This is a genomic window from Streptomyces sp. NPDC093544, from assembly GCF_040683495.1.
Lineage (GTDB): Bacteria > Actinomycetota > Actinomycetes > Streptomycetales > Streptomycetaceae > Streptomyces.
In genome coordinates, this window is sequence record NZ_JBFBEA010000038.1 from 1 (window position 1) to 17,866 (window position 17,866).

The window sequence follows — 17,866 nt, forward strand, 5'->3', positions numbered from 1 at the left end:
CACTCTTCGCCCGCTTCGCATCCCGCCAGGACGACTCACCGCAGATGAAGATGGTGGCGGCACTGCGCAACCAGTTCGGCGGCCACGCCGTCGAGTCGGCGAAGTAACCGCCATGGGGGACCTGTTGCTGGTCCGCCACGGCGAGACCGAGTGGAGCGTGTCGGGCCGGCACACCAGCTGGACCGATCTACCCCTCACCCAGCACGGCGAGGAACAGGCCAAGTCCCTCGCCCCGCTGTTCGCCGACCGGACCTTCGCCCTCGCGCTCACCAGCCCGCTGGGCCGCGCGATACGCACCGCGGAACTCGCCGGCCTGCACGGGGCCGCACCCGATCCCGATCTGCACGAGTGGGACTACGGCGCGTACGAAGGCATCACGACCAACGAGATTCACCGCACCCGGCCCGACTGGTACCTCTGGAGCGACGGGGTCCCGGTCGGACCCCCGGGGCACCCGGGCGAGTCGCCGACGGAGGTTGGCGAGCGCGCCGACCGCGTACTGAAGGGCCTCGGGCCGGCGCTCGACGGCGGTGACGTGGTCCTCGTGGCGCACGCCCACTTCCTGCGCGTGCTCACGGCCCGCTACCTGGAGCTGCCGGCCGCGGACGGCCGCCTGTTCCAGCTCGCGACGGGTACGGTCAGCCGGCTCTCCACGGAGCACGACCGTCCGGTGATCGCCGAATGGAACGCCACCGGGGTCGCCGCACCTGTCCGCCCGTGACCAGCACCGGGACCAGTGCGGAGACGGAACGACGAAGTCGATGAGCGGGGCCGGGCTCTGTACGAGCCCGGCCCCTGCTTCTCCCCCGAATGATTGCCTTACGCATACCGTCCTTTGGTTTTTGTATGCATATGTCCCTTTTATCCTGGTGGGAGATCAGGCCTGGTACGCAACAGGACCAGCGCACTCTCGACCGGATCATCGGAGGCAGACGTGACGACCGAACACCGAGTTCGTCCCACCCTCACCACCGAGGCGGGCGCACCCCTGGCGGACAACCAGAACACGGAGACGGCCGGTCCGGACGGGCCGATGCTGCTCCAGGACCAACAACTCTTCGAGAAACTCGCGCACTTCAACCGTGAGCGGATCCCGGAGCGCATCGTGCACGCACGCGGCGGCGCCGCGTACGGCACCTTCACACTGACCCGTGACGTCTCGAAGTGGACCCGCGCGAAGTTCCTGTCCGAGGTCGGCAAGGAGACCGAGACGTTCCTGCGTATGTCCACGGTCGCCGGCAGCCTCGGCTCGGCGGACGCGGTGCGCGACCCGCGTGGCTTCGCGCTGAAGTTCTACACCGAGGAGGGCAACTACGACCTCGTCGGCAACGACACCCCGGTGTTCTTCATCAAGGACGCGAGCAAGTTCCCCGACTTCATCCACACGCAGAAGCGCGACCCGTACACCGGATCCCAAGAGGTCGACAACATGTGGGACTTCTGGGGGCTGTCGCCCGAGTCGACGCATCAGGTGCTGTGGCTGTTCGGCGACCGTGGCATCCCGGCGTCCTTCCGCCACATGAACGGCTACGGCTCACACACCTACCAGTGGAACAACGAGGCCGGCGAGGTCTTCTGGGTCAAGTACCACTTCAAGACCGACCAGGGCATCAAGAACCTCACGGTGGAGGACGCCGTGAAGGTCTCCGGTCTCGACCCCGACTCCCACCAGCGCGACCTGCGCGAGTCGATCGAGCGCGGTGACTTCCCGTCCTGGACCGTGCAGGTGCAGATCATGCCGGAGGCCGAGGCCGCGGGCTACCGCTTCAACCCGTTCGACCTCACCAAGGTGTGGCCGCACGCGGATTACCCGCCGATCGAGATCGGCAAGCTGGAGCTCAACCGCAACCCGGACAACGTCTTCGCCGAGGTCGAGCAGTCGATCTTCAGCCCGGCCCACTTCGTCGCCGGCATCGGCCCGTCCCCGGACAAGATGCTCCAGGGCCGTCTCTTCGCGTATGGGGACGCCCACCGCTACCGCGTCGGCGTCAACGCCGATCTCCTGCCGGTGAACCGCCCGCACGCCACCGATGCGCGAACCTACGGACGCGACGGCGCTCTGTACGACGGGCGTCACGGCGGCGCCAAGAACTACGAACCGAACAGCTTCGGCGGACCGGTGCAGACCGACCGGCCACTGTGGTCGGCCACCGCGGTCGACGGCTACACCGGCAACCACGAAGCCACCTCGCACGCCGAGGACAACGACTTCGTACAGGCGGGCGACCTCTACCGGCTGATGCCGAACGACGCGAAGGACCGCCTGGTCACCAATCTCGCGACCGCCATCTCCAGTGTGTCCGCCGAGCGCGACGACATCGTCGACCGGGCGGTCGGCAACTTCGCCCACGCCGACGGCGATCTGGGCAGGCGGCTCGAACTCGCGGTGAAGGAGCGGCGCGGCCGGGACAACTAGCCTTGCCGTAAAGCCTTTTGCTCCTCCCGGTCACCGGCGCACCCGGTCACCCGGTCATCGAGCACCCGGTCGCTCCGAGACACCCCGCCGCTCTACGCCTCTTGTCCGGCGCACGCCGTGACGCCCTGCGTCTCCAGCGACGGCTCCACGACGCCCTGCGCACCGCCGAGTCCGCGGCACGGCTCTGGACGCCCTATGTGCGGAGTCCGCGGCTACGGCCCCGGCGGCCGGCGTTTCGCCCCGAGCGACCCGGCCCCAGCGCTCTCCACGCGGCGACCGCGCATCACAGGCTTCGCCTCGCGAGCGACCTCAGTTCCGACCCTCTCCTGCGGCGACCTCATATCCCGGGCTTTGCCTCGCTGTTCAGGCGCTTCGCGCCCGCGGCGCCCTCAGCTCCGGCAGTCGCCCCGCCCAGCCAAATCCCAGTCCCAGCCCGCCAGTCTCATAAGGACGCGAATCATGGCTGTACATGCTGATTTCCATCCCCGTTTCGGCCTCAACACCAACCGAACCGCCACCCGAGCCGCCTCCCGCAGCGTCGTCGGCGCCTACCTGGCGGAGTTCACCGGGACCTTCATCCTGGTGTTCGCCATCACCGCGACCGCCACCTCGGCGGGCCTGGCCCAGTCCGTCGCAGGATCCGCCTACGGTTCACTGGCCATCGTGCTGGTCAACGGAATCGCGCTGGCTGCGCTGGTCGGCGGTCTCGCCCATGCCTCCGGCGCGCATTTCAATCCGGCCGTGACGATCGCGATGGCTGTCGTCCGTAAGTTCTCCTGGCGGCATGTCCCCGGCTACGTCGCCGTCCAGATGGCGGGTGGCATCGTCGCCGCTCTCGCCACCTGGGCCATTCGCGGTGACACCGCGCGGACCGTCATGCATCTCGGCGCGACCAACCCGAAGCCGGGTGTGAGCGACTGGCGCGCACTCCTCGTCGAGTTCCTGATCACGTTCATCCTGGTCTTCGTCGTCACCGCGGCCGCCACCGACAGGCGGTTCCCGGCCCCTGCCGCTCCTCTCGTCATAGGATTCGCCCTCGCCACCGCGGTCTTCATCGGAGGCCCGACCGACGGCGCGGCAGTGAACCCGGCCCGCGGTCTCGGCCCGATGATCGTGTCCGGCTCCTATGGCGGCTGGTGGGTGATGATCGTCGGTCCGGTACTCGGCGGTGTCGTCGCGGCCGTGATGTACCAGGTGTTCGTCCGCAAGGGCCACGCCCCCGTCATCGAGCGGGCACCCCACGACGCGCGGGACCTGGAGGCCCACCCCCGCCACCCGGTCCGCTGACCGACGGCCGCGGCGCGCTCAGAACCGCGCCGCGGCGACGGACCGGCCGTCCGTCGCCCTGTTCACCGCGCCCCTCGCCCTCTGCTCCCAAGTCTCCGGCGCCCGCCAGGCGTTCGGGGACTCGGGCGTTCCCCCCGAGTCCCTCGGGCAATGCTGGAGCTCGCGTCGACTACGGTTACCCGATCACACGAGTGGCACCCGGCTGTGAGCTGGGCCGACGGGCGCGAGGGGCGGTGTACGGGCGTGGGTCGGGACGGATGGATACGGGTGCCGGTCGGGGACGACGCGGCCCGGTGGGTCACGCGCGGGAAGGCCCACCCCGTCTTGTTCGTCGTGCACAACGTCACGTCCGCCACGCGGCTCCTGGATGTCCTCCCCCTGTTCCACGACGATTTCCGGGTGCAGTTGCTGGTGACGTGCACGGAGTCGTCCGCGTTCCGCTCGGGCGTCGCCGAGCTGCTCGCCGACACCGCGGTGCCGGTGCTGCCCTGGGAGCAGGCGGTGGAGACCCCCGTATCCCTGGTGATCTCGGCTAGCTTCGGCGGCCAACTCCGTACATTTTCCGGTAAGTTGACCGTCTTGTCGCACGGCGTTGGTTACACTAAGAGGCTGGCGATACCGGATACCGGATACCGGATACCGGACGCCGAGAGCCTCTCCCCTCACCCGTGTTCGGGATGTCTCGCGAATGGCTGCTCGCCGAGGACGGAGAGCCGATCGCCGACGCGCTCGTGCTGTCGCATCCCGAGCAGTACGAACGGTTGCGCGTCGCCTGTCCCGAGGCGGCGCCGACGGCCGTGCTCGCCGGCGACCCCTGCCTCGACCGCATGCTGGCGGCCCGGCCGTACCGCGACCGCTTCCGCCGCGCCCTCGGCGTACGTACCGGCCAGCGGCTGATCCTGCTCAACTCCACCTGGAACCCGGAGTCGTTCTTCGGGGACGGCGGCGGAGATGACGTACTCCCCTCGCTGCTGCCCCGGCTGACCGCGGAGTTCCCGGCCGACGAGTACCGCCTCGCGGCCGTGCTCCACCCCAACATCTGGCACGGTCACGGCCCCGGCCAGATCCGTGCCTGGCTCGACCGGGCCCGGCGCGCGGGACTGGCCCTCGTCGACCCGCTGGAGGGCTGGCGCCAGGCCCTGCTCGCGGCGGACGCCGTGATCGGCGACCACGGCTCGGTCACCTACTACGCCGCCGCGCTCGGCACGCCCGTACTCCTCGGCGCCGCGCCCCTGGACGGCCTCGATCCGGACGCGCCCCTGTACGACTTCGTACGGGATGCTCCACGGCTCGACGCACGAGCCGCACTACCCCCTCAAGTGGAATCGCTACTTGCCGCCCACCGTCCCCTGCCCGGTCCCACCGAGTTCGCCAGCTCCGTGCCGGGCGAGTCCGCGGTCCGGCTGCGCCGCCTCTTCTACGAGTTCATCGGTATCCCGGAACCTGACGAGCCCGCGCTCCTCGAACCGCTCCCGCTCCCGCCGTACGAACCTCCGTCACGCACCGCGTCGTTGCGCGTCCTGACGCGGCTCCTCGGCTCGGGCGAGGTCTCGGTCGTACGCCATGCCGACCCCCGCGGCGAACCGGAGGGTGCCGGGGAGGCGCACACGGCCGTGCACGAGGACACTCGCGACCCCGGCCAACTCGCCCTCGCCGACGTCGTGTTCAGGTACGGCGAAGCAGCCGATCCACGGTTCGGCTCCCCCGCGGCTTGGACCCGCGAGGTGCTCGCCCGGCTCCCGGAGTGCACGCTCGCCTGCTACGTCACCGGGCCCGGCGACTGCACCGTCGGCACCCGCGCCGGGGACCTGCTCCACCTCACCGGCGAACCGTCCGAGGCGGACGCGGATCCGGCCGCGTACGCCTCCGCCCTGCACGCCTGGCTGGCGGCGGGCAAGTCGCTCGGCGACCTGGTCGCCCGGGGCCTGACCGTGCGCACCGGCCCGACCGTCCATCGCGTACGGATCACTCCTGAAGGCCGATCGGGTACGGATCTCACTCCTGAAGGCCGATCGGGTACGGATCACTCCTGAAGGCCCGCAGCGCTGACGCACCGCTCGCGCATCGCCCGCAGATGCACGAGGTGATAGGCCGCGTTCTCCTTCGCGAGCGCCGTGACCGCCTCGTCGATGAGCGACAGGGCATCCGTGAACTGACCGCCGTCCAGGCGGGTTTCGGCGAGGTCGGTGAGGGCGCGTGCCGTGTTGTACGCCTCGCCGCTCTCCCGGAAGAATCGCAGGGCTCGCTCCAGCCGCTCCCGTGCCTCCTCTTGACGGCCGAGGCCGCGCAGGGCGCGTCCACGGTGGCGTTCCAACAGGGCGCGGGCGCGCGGCAGATCGCCCGCGCCCTCGTCGTCGGGGCCGATGCAGTCGAGGATGCCGCCGGCCTCCTCGAAGGAGTCGTAGGCCTCCTGCCAGCGCCACTGGCGCAGTCGCAGCAGCCCGAGGATCTCGACGGCGGAGGCGTGGCCGCGCAGGTGTCCGGCGGCGTGTTCGTCGCGCGCCGCCGCCAGTGCCTCGGGTTCGGCCTCGTCCCAGCGGCGCAACTCGGTAAGACTGTGGGCGAGTTGGACGTGCAGTGATCCGGCCGTCCGGGTGCCGGGGAAGTGCGCCTCGGCCGTGCGCACGCCGATCCGGAGCGCGGGCAGGAGGACGTCGTGGTGGCCCGCTTTGAGCTGGAGCGGCCACAGCGCCTGGCAGAGTCTCGCGACGGTGTCCCAGTCGTGGAACTCCTCGGCGGCGTACACCGCTTGGACGAGATTGCGCGATTCGGTGGCGAGCGCGGCCACGGCCTCGCCTCGGTCCGCGTACCGGACCGGAGAGGTGCCGGACGGGACCCGCCAGCTCTCCGGGAGAGCCGCCTGTGCGGCGCCGACCGCCAGGCGCAGATAGCCCTCGACGGTGCGGGACATGGCGGCCGAGCAGGCGGCGATGCCGTCGGTGGCGGCCGCGGTGGCTTCGGCGTGCGCGCGGACGACGGGACGGTAGTGGTAGCGGCCGGCGCCGGTGCGCTCCAGCAGCAGCACGTCGGCCAGTTCCTCCAGGAATGTCGCCGCCTCGGTCTCCTCGATGTCCGCCGTTCGTGCGGCGGCCGTGGCGTCGAAGGCGGGCCAGTCGTAGAGGCCGGTCAGCCGGTAGAGCCGGGCCGCTTCGGGTCGCAGCAGGCGGTAGGAGTCGTCGGCCGCGGCGCGCACCGGATCACCGTCGGCCAACGGCAGCTCCGTCAGCGGGAGTTCGGCGAGGCGGGGTGCGGCGGCACGGAGGGCGTAGGGCGAGCCACCGCAGCGCTCCAGTAGGGAGGGCAGCGTGGCCTTGGCCGCGCTGATCGCGGGTTTGCCGGCCAGGTCGGTGAGCAGCCGTACGGCGTCGCGCCGGGCCAGGGGGCCGACCTGGACCGGCAGGGCGTCGATGCCGGTGAACGGACGGCGGGTGACGACGACCGTGAACACTCCGGGCGCGGGGGCCAGCAGGGGCCGGATCTGCGCGGCGGACTGAGCGTGGTCGAGCACGAGCAGCAGGCGCCGGTCGGCGGCGTGCCGTCGGAAACGGTCGACGCGGTCGGCCGCGGAGGGCGGTATCTCCTCGTCGGGCAGGCCGAGTTGGCTCAGTAGCGAGCTCAGGAGGGCCCCCGCGTCGGTCGCGCCGGGGCCGCGCAGGTCGACGTAGAGCTGTCCGTCCGGGAAGCGGTCCGCCTGACGCCAGCCCCAGTGCACGGCCAGCGTGCTGGTGCCCATGCCCTCCCGGCCGTGCAGGAGTGCCACCCGGGGGCTTCCGTCGAACGCGCGCGAGGCCTCTTTGTCGAGGAGCTTCAGCGCTTCCTGACGGTCCGTGAAGAACCTTGTGGAGGGTGGCAGTCGGGGGTGTGTGGGCCGGGGAGCGGCTCCGGCACCGGATGTCGGTAAGGCCTGGGCGAACAGGGCCCATGTGCGGGCGAGTTGCTGATCGCCCTGCAATCGCTCATGCACCAACTGCGCTACTTCGGTGAGCTGTTCGGTGCTCGTCGGCGCCGTGACCTCCCGGCCGACGATCCGGCGCACCAGTCCCCCGGTCGACTCCCAGGCCCACTTGCCCGCTTCGTTGGCCATTCCCGAACCGACGGTTCCAAGGACCGCCGTGATGGCCCCCAACGAGATGGGATCCAGCATGCCCGTGCTCCCCCGCTTCCGACGCCTCTGCCCAGCTGGGCGCCTTGCACCTCACACCCGTGTCGGGTTCGACCCTACGCGGCGGGTCATGCGTCGCGACGGCACAACCAGCCGTTTCCGGCAGCCAAGTTGACCTGCATCCCGTGTTACTCACACAGCCCTTGGCTCGTCGTTCGCGCCCCGTCCAGCAGCGGGCCGAGCTCCCTGGCCACAGTCGTCAGCGCACGTACGTCCCGCTCGGTCCTGGCGATGAGGAGCGCCCCCTCCAACGCGCTGATCATGACCGTCGCGAGCGGCTCGGCCCGGTCGCGCGGTACGCCCAGGTCCGTCAGCGCCTGGGCCACCGGGCGGTTCCAGCGGGCGAACGCGGCGGCGGCAGCGACCCGGGTGGACTCGACGGACTCCGCGCAGTCCACGGTCGCCGCCGCGACGGGGCAGCCCGAGGCGAACCCGGCCGTCCGGAACTCCTCGGTCCACTGCCGCACCATCGCCGCGAACAGTCCGCTCGGCGTCGGCTCCGGCAGCTCAGCGAGAAAGCGGGCGACGCGCTTGCCCGCGTATCGCCCTGCCCAGTCCACGGCCTCGTTGACCAACTGCTCCTTGCCGCCCGGGAAGTAGTGCTGGAGCGAGCCGCGCGGCGCCCCGGCATGCGCGGCGACCTCGCGCATGCCGGTCGCCGCGACCCCGTCCCGCCGGATGAGCTGCGCCGCGCTGAACACCATCCGCTCACGCGGCCCGCGCCCGGAACCCACCATCGTCGACCTCCCGCTCTGCCTGCCGTACGCACCACTGGTACACGCTGCTTCCACTATGACAGCCGTCATAGATCTCGCTACCATGACGACTGTCATAGTGGATGCGGTGGGGGCCGGCCCGGCGCACATGCCGGGCAGAGACGGCGGTGTGGCATGTGCGTGGGTTTCATCGGCCTCGGAACCATGGGACAGCCCATGGCACTGAACCTGGCCCGGGCGGGCACCGCTCTCATCGTCTGGAATCGCACGGCCGCCAGGGCCGAGCCACTGCGCGCGGCCGGCGCCGAGGTGGCGGCCCGCCCCGCCGAGGTCTTCGAGCGGGCCCGCGTCGTGTTCCTGATGCTGGCGGACGGACCCGCGATCGACGCGGCCCTCGGACGCGGCACCCCGGACTTCGCCACGCAGGTCGCCGGACACACCGTCGTCCACATGGGGACGACGTCACCGGAGTACTCGCGCGAACTGGAGGCCGAGATCCGCGCGGCGGGCGGCCGGTACGCCGAGGCCCCCGTCTCCGGCTCGCGGGTCCCCGCGGAGGCCGGGCAGCTCGTGGCGATGCTCGCCGGTGACCCCGCGGTCGCCGAGGAGGTACGCCCGCTGCTCGCGCCGATGTGTCAGGAGACGTTCGACTGCGAGGCGGTGCCGAACGCCCTGCTGATGAAGCTCTCGGTGAATCTGTTCCTGATCGCCCTGGTGACCGGCCTCAGCGAGGCGTTCCACTTCGCCGACCGGCAGGGCCTCGACCGGAAACTGTTCCTGGAGGTGCTGGGCGCCGGCCCCATGGCCAGTGCCGTGTCCCGGATGAAGGCGCCGAAGCTGCTGGAGCGCGATTTCACCGTGCAGGCGGCGGCGCACAACGTCCTGATGAACAACGAGCTGATCGCCGAGGCCGCCAGGAAGTCGGGCCTGGCCTCGCCGCTCCTTGACGTCTGCCACGCCCTCTTCGAGGAGACCGTGGCACTGGGACACGGCGGTTCCGACATGGCGGCCGTGCTCCACGCGATCGAGGCTCGCACCGACTCCGTGAGCGGGGAACGTTCAGCGTCCGCGGGGGATGCCGTACGCGCGCTCCACGTGGAACCGTAGGACGAGGCGGCGGTCGCGGACCATGGCGGCGCGGTAGTCGTCCCAGTCGGGGTGCTCACCCTGGACGTCCCGGTAGAGCCGAATGAGTTCCTCGACGGTCTCATCCTGCGGGTCGCTCGCGACGGGTGTCAGCTCGGCGGTGCCCTCGGCCACCGTGTACGCCCAGCGGTCCTCGCTGGTCACATGGTACGAGGCGCGCGGATCCCGACGCAGATTGCGGGTCTTGGCCCGGTCGTCCGTGAGTGAGACCCGGACGAGCCGCTCGTCGGGGTAGTAGGCATGGGTGACGTTCGACAGCTGGGGGCGACCGTCCTTCTTGAGGGTGACGAGCACTCCGCCCTTGTACTCGGAGAGCAGTTTCAACAGCGCGCCCTGCGTCGCATCCTGAGTCATGCGTTGATCAACGCTTCGGACAGGCCCAGGCATTCCGCGTAGACACTGTCTACTCACTCCTGGTAGACAGTGTCTATGGACAACATGGACAGCAGCGACGACGAGACAGGACTGCGGGCCCGCCTGATCGAGGCCGGCGTGGACCTGGTGACCAGGGAAGGCGCCCAGGCGTTGTCCCTGCGGGAGATCGCCCGGCGGGCCGGGGTCTCCCACGGAGCCCCGCGCCGCTACTTCCCCACACACCAGGAGTTGCTGTCCGCCATCGCCCGCCGTGGCTTCACCGACCTCGGAGCCCGGGCGGCGGAGTCGGTCGCCGGCAGCGAGGCATCGTCTCCCCGTACTCAGCTCACGACGCTGGGGCGGGTGTACCTGGACTTCGCGCTGAGCAACCGCGGAATGTACGAGCTGATGTTCCGTCACGATCTACTGGAGAGCAATCGGTTGGGGCTCCGCGAGACGAGCCTGCCGCTGTTCGGCGCCCTGGTGGACCTGGTGGGCCAGGTGCGCCCCGAGGCCGACGTCCCGGTCGTCGCGGGCGCGTTGTGGGCGAACCTGCACGGGATCGCCCAGCTGTGGAGCTTCGGCAGCCTCCAACTCACCACGGGCGCCGAGGACTTCGTACCCCTTCTGCATGCGGCGTTGGACGCGCACCTCGGGCCCGACCCTCGATGAACTCGCGCCTGCATCGTCCGCTCACGCTCGCGAGCAGTGTCATAGGTGCCGTGATCGTCGCCCTGGACGGCACCGTGCTCACCGTCGCGCAGCCCACCCTGCAACGCGATCTGCACGCCACCTTCGCGCAGGTCCAGTGGACGAGCACCGGGTATCTCATCACGGTGGCGTGCCTGTTGGTGTTCGCGGGCCGGCTCGGGGACCGGTACGGGCACCAACAGGTCTTCGCCGTGGGGATCCTGGGGTTCGGCGCGGCGTCGGCGGGGATCGGGTTCGCACCCGGGATCGGCTGGGTGATCGGACTGCGGGTCGCGCAGGGCGTGTTCGGCGCCCTGCTGCAACCCGCCACGCTGGGGATGCTGCGCGCCGGGTACCCCGCCGACCGGCTCGGGATGCCGATCGCGCTGCGCACCAGTGCCATCGGTCTCGCGGCCGCCGCCGGTCCGGTGATCGGCGGAGCACTGGTCACCGCCCTCGGATGGCGCGCGGTCTTCTTCCTGAACGTCGTGCCCGCGCTGCTCATGGGCGTGCTGGCGCTCGCCGTCCGGGGCCCGGCGCGGAACCGGGCCGCCTCGGGCGGGCTCGACATACCGGGGGCCTGCCTGCTCGCGGTGGCCCTGGTGAGTCTCGTCCACACCCTGGTCGGGATACCGGAGACCGGCTGGACGACGGCGTCCACACTCGGGCTGCTCGTGGTCGTGGCCGCGGGAGCCGCGTTCGTACGTCACGAGCGCCGCACCGCGAGCCCGTTGGTGCCGTACGACGTGCTCGGCTCTCCGACCATCGGTGCGGCGCTCGGCATCCTGGTGGCCGCCTCGGCAGCGATGCTTGGCTCACTCTTCGTCGGCAGTTACTACCTTCAGGGCGCCCTGGATCTGGACCCCCTGCAGACCAGCCTGCGGGCCCTGCCCGGAGCCGTGATGATGGTGCTGGGCGCGCCGGTCGCTGCCGTCCTGCTGCGCCGGCAGGGTGCGCGCCGGACGACGCTGGCCGGGATGACCGTCCTGACCGCCGGGGTCCTCCTGCTCTCCCGGCTCGACCGGACCTCGACCGCCGTGCCGATCGGCAGCGGATTCCTGCTGCTCGGCGCCGGTTTCGCGACCGTGATGGTCACCGCGACGGCGGTCCTCGTACGGCACGCCCCGGCGGAGTCGGCAGGTGTGGCGGGCGGGCTCCAGCAGACGGCGATGAATGTGGGGCCCACGCTCGGCGTCGCGGCGGCGACCCTGCTGATGACCCGCACGACCAGTGTCACCATCGGCCCACCGCTGACGGCACTCGCGGGCGTGTCCGCGCTCGGAGCACTGCTCGCGCTGAGGCTACCGGGGTCCGCGAGGTCGCCGTGGCGCAATCGCAAGGAGTCCATCAACAAGTGCGGGGCAGACGACGGTTCATGAACCAGTAGGGGACCATGAAGCGAGTTGGTCCAAGAGCCGCAGCCCGGAGGAGAGCCAAATGGGACATCTGCGACAGGAGGCCGAGCCGCACGAGGCCGGCCTCGATCCGAAGGCGCTGGCCCGTCTCGATCAGCATTTCGCCCACCTGGTCGACGACGGCAGACTCCCCGGGTATCTGGTGTCCGTCTCACGGCACGGCCGCATCGCCCACCTCACCACGTACGGCTGCCGCGACCGCGAGGCCGGGCTCCCCGTCGAGACCGACACCTTGTGGCGGATCTACTCGATGACCAAGCCGGTCACCTCGGTCGCCGCACTGATGCTCCTCGAAGAGGGCCGCCTCCGGCTCGACGACCCCGTCGCCGACTTCCTCCCGGCCTTCGCCGACCCACAGGTGTACGTCGACGGATCCGGCCCGGACACCAAGACCCGCCCGGCCGCACAACCCATCCTGATCCGACACCTGTTGACCCAGACGGCGGGCCTGACCTTCGGCTTCTACCACTCGCATCCCGTCGACTCGCTGTACCGGGACGCCGGTCTGGAGTCGTCCGTGCCGTCGGGTGCGGATCTGGCCGAGACCTGCGAGGCGTATGCCCGACTGCCGCTCCAGTTCGAGCCGGGCACGCAGTGGAACTACTCGGTGGCCACCAACGTGCTCAGCCGTGTCATCGAGGTGATCTCGGGCCAGGGCCTCGACGAGTTCCTGGCCGAGCGGATCTTCGCACCACTCGGTATGAAGGACGCCGGATTCTGCGTCACGGACGAACAGGGGGGCCGGCTGGCCGAGTTGTACGGCGAGGACGACGAGGGCCGGATCACTCCGATCGCCGGGCTGCCCCTGCACGGCCGCCCGCGCTGTGTTTCCGGGAGCGGCGGCATGGTGGCCACGGCCCACGACTACCACCGATTCATGGAGCTGCTCCGCCTGCGCGGGGAACTCGACGGCACCCGCCTGCTGAAGCCCGAGACCGTGGACCTGATGGTGTCCAACCACCTCCCGGACAACGCCGACCGCCGCACCTTCGGCAGCCCCGTCCACCAGGAACCCGGCAACGCGGGCCTCGGCTTCGGTCTTGGCGTCTCCGTCGTGGTGGACCCGGAGATCACCCAGTCCCCGGCCGGGCAGGGCGCGTACGGCTGGAGCGGCGTGGCGAGTACGACGTTCTGGGTCGACCCGGCCAACGACCTGACCGTGCAGTTCCTGACCCAGCTCCGCCCCACCTCCTCCCACTTGATCTTCCGCGAGCTGAAGCGGCTGGTGCAGGAGGCGGTGCTGGACTGAGGCGGCTCACCCCCACCCGCCCGGCTCACCCGACTCACCCGCTCACCCCACTCGCCCGGCACACCCCACTCACCCGGCTCGCAAGGTGAAGTCCACTCCGTCCTGGGCGAGTTCGGCCAGCCACGCCTCGGACCGCTCCGCCGTCTCGGCCGCCCGGCTGAGGCCCGGCGGGAGCGTGCCGTCGAGGATGTGGCGGACACCGAGGGCGAGGGTGCGGGAGACACAGCGGGCCATGGCGCTCTCGTCGGCGGTGCCTTCCAGGTCGAGGAGGTACCGCCCCGACCAGTCCTCCCCCGGGCCCGGACCGCCGCGTACCTCCAGCGATACGGCGAGGACGACCCGGTCACGGTCGGCCTCGGTGGTCGGATAGGCCGCCGCCAACTCCTGTGCGAGGGCGGCGATGCGCTGGTCGTCGCCCGCCTTCAGCTCCTCGAAGACGGCGTCCCAGGCGTGCAGCCAGCCGTCGAGGCGGAGGGTGCCGCGTACGAAGCTGCCCGGTTTCCAGGCCTCGGGAAGCCCGTACTGGTCGAGGAAGGGGACGCTGTCGCGGTTGGGGTAGACCTCGAAGGTCTCGCCGTCGATCTCATGGGGGCGGGTCGCCTCCCAGGGGCGGACGGCCGTCGTCACCGCGCCGTCCTCGACATAACGGGCGGGCGAGCGCAGAGCGCCCAATACCCCCGCCGGTGCCCAACTGAAGCGGTACTTGAAGTCGTTGGGCACGGCCGGGATGCCACCGCAGTACGAGGTGAGGCTGTACGAGGCGGCCGACTCGGCGCCGATCGCCTGCTGGGCGCGGGCGATCAGACTGTGCGCGAAGAGATGGTCGATGCCCGGGTCCAGCCCGCACTCCGTCAGCACCACGACACCCGCCCGCTCTGCCGCCGGCACCTGCTCCAGGACCGCGTCCGACACATAGCTGGAGCAGGCGAAGTGGGCGCCGTGCGCGACGCATGCGGCGAGCAGCGGGGCGTGTTCGGGCGCCGGCAGCATGGAGACGACGACGTCTCCGGGGGCGAGTTCGGCGGTGAGTGCGGGAAGCGTGTACGCGCGAGGCTCGGCGCGCCCGCTCAGACCCCGGGCGGCCAGGCTCCGTTCGGCACGCTCCTCGGTGCGGTGCCACAGTCGTACGCGCGCGGCGGCGTCGCAGATCGCGGCGAGACCGCTTCCGGTGGACAGGCCCGCACCGATCCAGTGCACGGTGCCGCTCGCGCCCTTCGCCTCAGTCATCGCGGAACTCCCCATCTCTTGTGCCTCGTCAGCCGATTTCAGTGCAGGCTCGGTGGAACCGGTCGAGACCGCGGCCCCACGCCCCGCCGGTCCCGAAGTCCAGGAGCAGCGGCAGCAGCGCCGCCGAGAAGTCGACACTCGCCTCGCGCGGCAGCAGCGACGGCAGATTGTCGATGGCGATCAGATCGAGGGCGGGCCTCTCACGCAGTCGGCGGACGGGATCCGTCCAGTCCGTGGTGGTGTCGTAGATCGGCAGGACGTTCATGGGCGACCCGACATCGCAGGTGACGTCGCACAGCGTGCGCAGCCGGCGGCCGGGCTCGTCGAGGTCCTTGTCGGTGAGGAAGGGCGGGATCGGCCGGGTGGTCAGCACGGTGTTGACCATCAACTCGTGTGCCAGCAGGGCGGGTCGGTCCAGGTCGCGGGTCTCTTCGAGGTCCCAGCAGGTGGGCTCGACCCCGGCCGTCTCCAGCGCGGCCCGCGCGCCCCGGCCGCTTCGGCCCAGGGCGCCGATCACCAGAGCCTTCGACTCCGAGCCGTCCGGTGCCAGTTCCGCGTCCAGCTCCTCCTTGGAGGTGGGCCGCAGCGGGGTCCGGAGCCTGCCCCTGTGGTGCAGGACGGCCAGGGCGGCACCGAGATATCCGGCCCAGTAGCCGAAGGCGGCGAGCCTGCGCCCGTCGTCGTCCACCAGATATTCGAGGTCGAGCAGGGCCCCGCCGCCCGTCCGGAACCTGCGCAGCAGGGCCTCCGCTCCGGGCTGCTGCTTGTAGGCATGCCCGAAGAAGACGTGGCGGTGTGTCAGTGCGGCCGGCTCGTCGGGGAGTTCCTTGAGTCCGAGGACGACCGCGTCCGGCGGTGCCGAGACCCAGGATCCGGTCTCGGCGACACGGCAGCCCGCCTCCTCGTACGCCTCGATCGGGAAAATCCGCTGCGGTGACTTCTCGACGGTGAGTGTGACGCCGCTCTCGACGAGTCGTCGGGCGTCAGCGGGCACGATCGGTGTGCGCCGTTCGGTCGTACGGGTCTCGTGACGGAGCCACAAATGGAGGGCTTTCATACGCAGTTGATCTCCGGGCGCAGGGCGTCGGCGGCGAAGCGTTCGGCGCTGAGGGGGCTGATGTCGACGAAGGGTACGCGGCCCAGGTACAGGTCACGGACCACCTCGCCGACCGCCGGTCCCTGGAGGAATCCGTGGCCGGAGAACCCCGTCGCGTACAGGAAGCGCGCACACGAACCCGCCTCGCCGATCAGCGCGTTGTGGTCCGGTGTCATCTCGTACAGGCCCGCCCAGCCACCCGTACGGCGGAGGTCGAGCAGGGCGGGCGCGCGTCGCTCCATGGCCTCGGCCAGGCGTGGGATCCAGCGGTCGTGGGTTTCCGTGGCGAAGCCGGGGGTCTCGTCGGGGTCGGACATGCCGAGCAGGAGACCGGGTCCCTCGGTGTGGAAGTAGAGGCTGCTGGCGAAGTCGATGGTCATCGGGAGGTCGGGCGGCAGCCCCGGGACGGGTTCGGTGACGGCGATCTGCCGGCGCAGCGGCTCCACCGGCAGGTCCACGCCCACCATCGCGCCGAGGGCCCGCGACCAGGCGCCGGCCGCGCAGACGACCGTGTCGGTCTCGATCCGGCCCCGGCTGGTGACCACGGCCGTGATCTCGTCACCGCGCAGTTCGATGCCGGTGACCTCGCAGTGCCGCAGCACGGTCGTGCCGTGCCGTCGGGCCCCCGCGGCATAGCCCTGGACGACGGACTCGGGAGTGCAGTGACCGTCGTCCGGTGAGAAGGCCGCCGCGAGCAGCCCGTCGGTGGTGATCAGGGGCGAGAGCCGGTGTGCCTCGGCAGGGTCGATCATGCGGCTGGGTACACCGAGCGAGTTCTGCAGCCGCACACCGGCCTCGAAGGACGCGACCTCTTCCGGTGTGGAGAGCAGGAACAGATAGCCGACCCGGTGCAGTCCGATGTCCTGGCCGAGCTCCTCGCCGAAGCGGGCGAACGCCTCCAGACTCCGGGCGCCCAGCTGGATGTTGAGCTCGTCGGAGAACTGCGCCCGGATCCCGCCCGCGGCCCGCGAGGTCGACCCGGAGGCCAGTTCGTCGCGCTCCACAAGCACCACGTCGGGTACGCCCGCACGGGCCAGGTGGTAGGCGATGCTCGTGCCCATCACCCCGCCGCCGATGACGACGACCCGCGCCTTCCGGTTCACCGGCGCGCCCCCTTCGCGCGGGCCGCGTGGATGACGGCCCAGGCCGCGGCGGCGTCCTGGATGCCGAGCCCGACGCTGTTGTAGAAGACGATGTCGTCGGGGTGCCTGCGGCCCGGGTGCGTGCCGGTGAGCACGCCGCCGAGCGGAATCAGATCCCCCGGGGCGAGCCGCCCGTACCGCAGCGCGTCGACGATCGGGCCGGCGTGCTCCGCCGCCGTCGCCGGGTCGTCGACGACCACCGCCGCGGCCCGCCGCAGGACCGCCGCGTCGACCTCGCTCCGGCTGGGCTCGAAGGAGCCGACGCTGACGACCGTGCACCCCGGAGCCAGCCACTCGCCCCGCACGACGGGCGTACTGCTGAGTGTGCAGGCCGCGACCATCGGCAGCCCCGCCACGGCTTCCTCGGCCGTCTCGACCGCTTTGACGGCGACACCGAGTTCGGCGGCGAGACGCTGCGCCGCGTGCGCCCGGCGGCCCGGGTCCGGGCTCCACAGCCGTACGGACCGCAGATCCCGCACCCGGGCGACGGCCCGCGCGTGGGCCAGGGCCTGCGTGCCGGAACCGAGCAGGCCCAGCTCCGCGCTGTCGGCATTGGCCAGCGCGTCGAAGGCGACGGCGCTCGCCGCGGCTGTCCGCAGGGTCGTCACCGCGGTGCCGTCCATGACGGCGGCGAGCTGCCCGGTGACCGGGTCGAGCGCGTTGATCACCGCGTGGACGGTCGGCAGCCCGGCCGCCGTGTTGCCCGGGTTGACGCTGCCGAACTTGGCGACGGTGCCGGTGTCCGGGGACAGCCGTGCGAGGTAGGCGAAGACGACGCTGTCGTCGAAGCGGCTGGGGTGCATGATCTTCCCCGGCAGCTCGGCGGTGCCGTCGCCGAGCGCGGTGAAGGCCGCGCGCTGCGAGGCGATCGCCGCATCCGTGTCGAGCAGCTCCCGCACCTGCTCGCGCGACAGATACAGCGGACCGGGGTCGGCGGCGTCTTCAGCGGCGTCGTCTTCTCTCATT

15 protein-coding genes and 1 pseudogene are annotated in these 17,866 nt (G+C 71.0%); 9 read left to right on the forward strand and 7 right to left on the reverse strand.

Features of this window, described 5'->3' with window-relative positions; all coding sequences use genetic code 11:
- From AB0N66_RS38085 to AB0N66_RS38105, 5 genes and pseudogenes are all read left to right on the forward strand, one after another.
- Positions 1-107: pseudogene (locus AB0N66_RS38085) on the forward strand (6-phosphogluconate dehydrogenase); the annotation flags it as partial.
- Positions 108-112: 5 nt separating this feature from the next.
- Positions 113-721: a histidine phosphatase family protein gene (locus tag AB0N66_RS38090; protein WP_365443969.1), complete on the forward strand. Its 609-nt coding sequence runs from the start codon at positions 113-115 to the stop codon at positions 719-721.
- Between the two features lie 213 nt (positions 722-934).
- On the forward strand, positions 935-2,416 hold the full coding sequence (locus AB0N66_RS38095) for a catalase (RefSeq protein WP_365443972.1): 1,482 nt from the start codon (positions 935-937) through the stop codon (positions 2,414-2,416).
- A 459-nt stretch (positions 2,417-2,875) separates the two neighbouring features.
- A complete protein-coding gene (locus AB0N66_RS38100; RefSeq protein WP_365443975.1) occupies positions 2,876-3,703 on the forward strand; it encodes an aquaporin in 828 nt (275 codons plus the stop codon).
- A 677-nt stretch (positions 3,704-4,380) separates the two neighbouring features.
- A complete protein-coding gene (locus AB0N66_RS38105) occupies positions 4,381-5,736 on the forward strand; it encodes a hypothetical protein (protein ID WP_365443978.1) in 1,356 nt (451 codons plus the stop codon).
- Here the strand turns inward: AB0N66_RS38105 and AB0N66_RS38110 are convergent.
- Both AB0N66_RS38110 and AB0N66_RS38115 read right to left on the reverse strand, forming a co-directional pair.
- Positions 5,727-7,847 (reverse strand): tetratricopeptide repeat protein, encoded by a 2,121-nt coding sequence (locus AB0N66_RS38110; protein ID WP_365443981.1) that lies wholly within the window; start codon positions 7,845-7,847, stop codon positions 5,727-5,729. The two genes, AB0N66_RS38105 and AB0N66_RS38110, sit on opposite strands and share 10 nt — an antisense overlap.
- Before the next feature lie 146 nt (positions 7,848-7,993).
- Positions 7,994-8,602 carry a TetR/AcrR family transcriptional regulator gene (locus AB0N66_RS38115; protein WP_365443984.1) on the reverse strand — a complete coding sequence of 203 codons (609 nt, stop codon included), beginning with the start codon at positions 8,600-8,602 and terminating at the stop codon, positions 7,994-7,996.
- Here AB0N66_RS38115 and AB0N66_RS38120 point away from each other — a divergent pair.
- Entirely contained in the window at positions 8,495-9,688 is a 1,194-nt protein-coding gene (locus AB0N66_RS38120; protein ID WP_365443987.1) for an NAD(P)-dependent oxidoreductase, read from the forward strand. The genes AB0N66_RS38115 and AB0N66_RS38120 overlap by 108 nt on opposite strands.
- Here AB0N66_RS38120 and AB0N66_RS38125 read toward each other — a convergent pair.
- Positions 9,641-10,081, reverse strand: coding sequence for a PPOX class F420-dependent oxidoreductase (locus AB0N66_RS38125; protein ID WP_365443990.1), 441 nt, complete (start codon positions 10,079-10,081; stop codon positions 9,641-9,643). The two genes, AB0N66_RS38120 and AB0N66_RS38125, sit on opposite strands and share 48 nt — an antisense overlap.
- 84 nt (positions 10,082-10,165) lie before the next feature.
- On the opposite strand from AB0N66_RS38125, the gene AB0N66_RS38130 reads away from it, so the two are divergent.
- Genes AB0N66_RS38130 through AB0N66_RS38140 form a run of 3 tightly spaced genes read left to right on the forward strand, consistent with a single transcriptional unit; the run spans position 10,166 to position 13,435 of the window.
- A complete protein-coding gene (locus AB0N66_RS38130) occupies positions 10,166-10,753 on the forward strand; it encodes a TetR/AcrR family transcriptional regulator (RefSeq protein WP_365444110.1) in 588 nt (195 codons plus the stop codon).
- A complete protein-coding gene (locus AB0N66_RS38135; RefSeq protein ID WP_365443993.1) occupies positions 10,750-12,150 on the forward strand; it encodes an MFS transporter in 1,401 nt (466 codons plus the stop codon). Before AB0N66_RS38130 ends, AB0N66_RS38135 begins: the two co-directional genes overlap by 4 nt.
- A 58-nt stretch (positions 12,151-12,208) precedes the next feature.
- Positions 12,209-13,435 carry a serine hydrolase domain-containing protein gene (locus AB0N66_RS38140; protein ID WP_365443996.1) on the forward strand — a complete coding sequence of 409 codons (1,227 nt, stop codon included), beginning with the start codon at positions 12,209-12,211 and terminating at the stop codon, positions 13,433-13,435.
- A 69-nt stretch (positions 13,436-13,504) separates the two neighbouring features.
- On the opposite strand, the gene AB0N66_RS38145 is transcribed toward AB0N66_RS38140, so the two are convergent.
- From AB0N66_RS38145 to AB0N66_RS38160, 4 genes are read right to left on the reverse strand one after another with little or no spacing between them, the layout of a single operon-like run.
- Positions 13,505-14,662: a saccharopine dehydrogenase family protein gene (locus AB0N66_RS38145; protein WP_365443999.1), complete on the reverse strand. Its 1,158-nt coding sequence runs from the start codon at positions 14,660-14,662 to the stop codon at positions 13,505-13,507.
- A 28-nt stretch (positions 14,663-14,690) separates the two neighbouring features.
- Positions 14,691-15,719 carry a saccharopine dehydrogenase gene (locus tag AB0N66_RS38150; RefSeq protein WP_365444002.1) on the reverse strand — a complete coding sequence of 343 codons (1,029 nt, stop codon included), beginning with the start codon at positions 15,717-15,719 and terminating at the stop codon, positions 14,691-14,693.
- Positions 15,716-16,861, reverse strand: a complete 1,146-nt coding sequence (locus tag AB0N66_RS38155) for an FAD-binding oxidoreductase (RefSeq protein ID WP_365444005.1) — start codon at positions 16,859-16,861, stop codon at positions 15,716-15,718. Before AB0N66_RS38155 ends, AB0N66_RS38150 begins: the two co-directional genes overlap by 4 nt.
- Positions 16,858-17,865 (reverse strand): ornithine cyclodeaminase family protein, encoded by a 1,008-nt coding sequence (locus tag AB0N66_RS38160; RefSeq protein ID WP_365444008.1) that lies wholly within the window; start codon positions 17,863-17,865, stop codon positions 16,858-16,860. Before AB0N66_RS38160 ends, AB0N66_RS38155 begins: the two co-directional genes overlap by 4 nt.
- Position 17,866 lies beyond the last annotated feature (1 nt).

Coding starts and splice junctions, on each gene's coding strand:
- AB0N66_RS38115 (WP_365443984.1), bottom strand. CDS start 8,602: ATGGTGGGTTCCGGGCGCGGGCCGCGTGAGCGGATGGTGTTCAGCGCG.
- AB0N66_RS38145 (WP_365443999.1), bottom strand. CDS start 14,662: ATGACTGAGGCGAAGGGCGCGAGCGGCACCGTGCACTGGATCGGTGCG.
- AB0N66_RS38140 (WP_365443996.1), top strand. CDS start 12,209: ATGGGACATCTGCGACAGGAGGCCGAGCCGCACGAGGCCGGCCTCGAT.
- AB0N66_RS38130 (WP_365444110.1), top strand. CDS start 10,166: ATGGACAGCAGCGACGACGAGACAGGACTGCGGGCCCGCCTGATCGAG.
- AB0N66_RS38135 (WP_365443993.1), top strand. CDS start 10,750: ATGAACTCGCGCCTGCATCGTCCGCTCACGCTCGCGAGCAGTGTCATA.
- AB0N66_RS38125 (WP_365443990.1), bottom strand. CDS start 10,081: ATGACTCAGGATGCGACGCAGGGCGCGCTGTTGAAACTGCTCTCCGAG.
- AB0N66_RS38120 (WP_365443987.1), top strand. CDS start 8,495: ATGCGCGGCGACCTCGCGCATGCCGGTCGCCGCGACCCCGTCCCGCCG.
- AB0N66_RS38105 (WP_365443978.1), top strand. CDS start 4,381: ATGTCTCGCGAATGGCTGCTCGCCGAGGACGGAGAGCCGATCGCCGAC.
- AB0N66_RS38150 (WP_365444002.1), bottom strand. CDS start 15,719: ATGAAAGCCCTCCATTTGTGGCTCCGTCACGAGACCCGTACGACCGAA.
- AB0N66_RS38100 (WP_365443975.1), top strand. CDS start 2,876: ATGGCTGTACATGCTGATTTCCATCCCCGTTTCGGCCTCAACACCAAC.
- AB0N66_RS38090 (WP_365443969.1), top strand. CDS start 113: ATGGGGGACCTGTTGCTGGTCCGCCACGGCGAGACCGAGTGGAGCGTG.
- AB0N66_RS38160 (WP_365444008.1), bottom strand. CDS start 17,865: ATGAGAGAAGACGACGCCGCTGAAGACGCCGCCGACCCCGGTCCGCTG.
- AB0N66_RS38110 (WP_365443981.1), bottom strand. CDS start 7,847: ATGCTGGATCCCATCTCGTTGGGGGCCATCACGGCGGTCCTTGGAACC.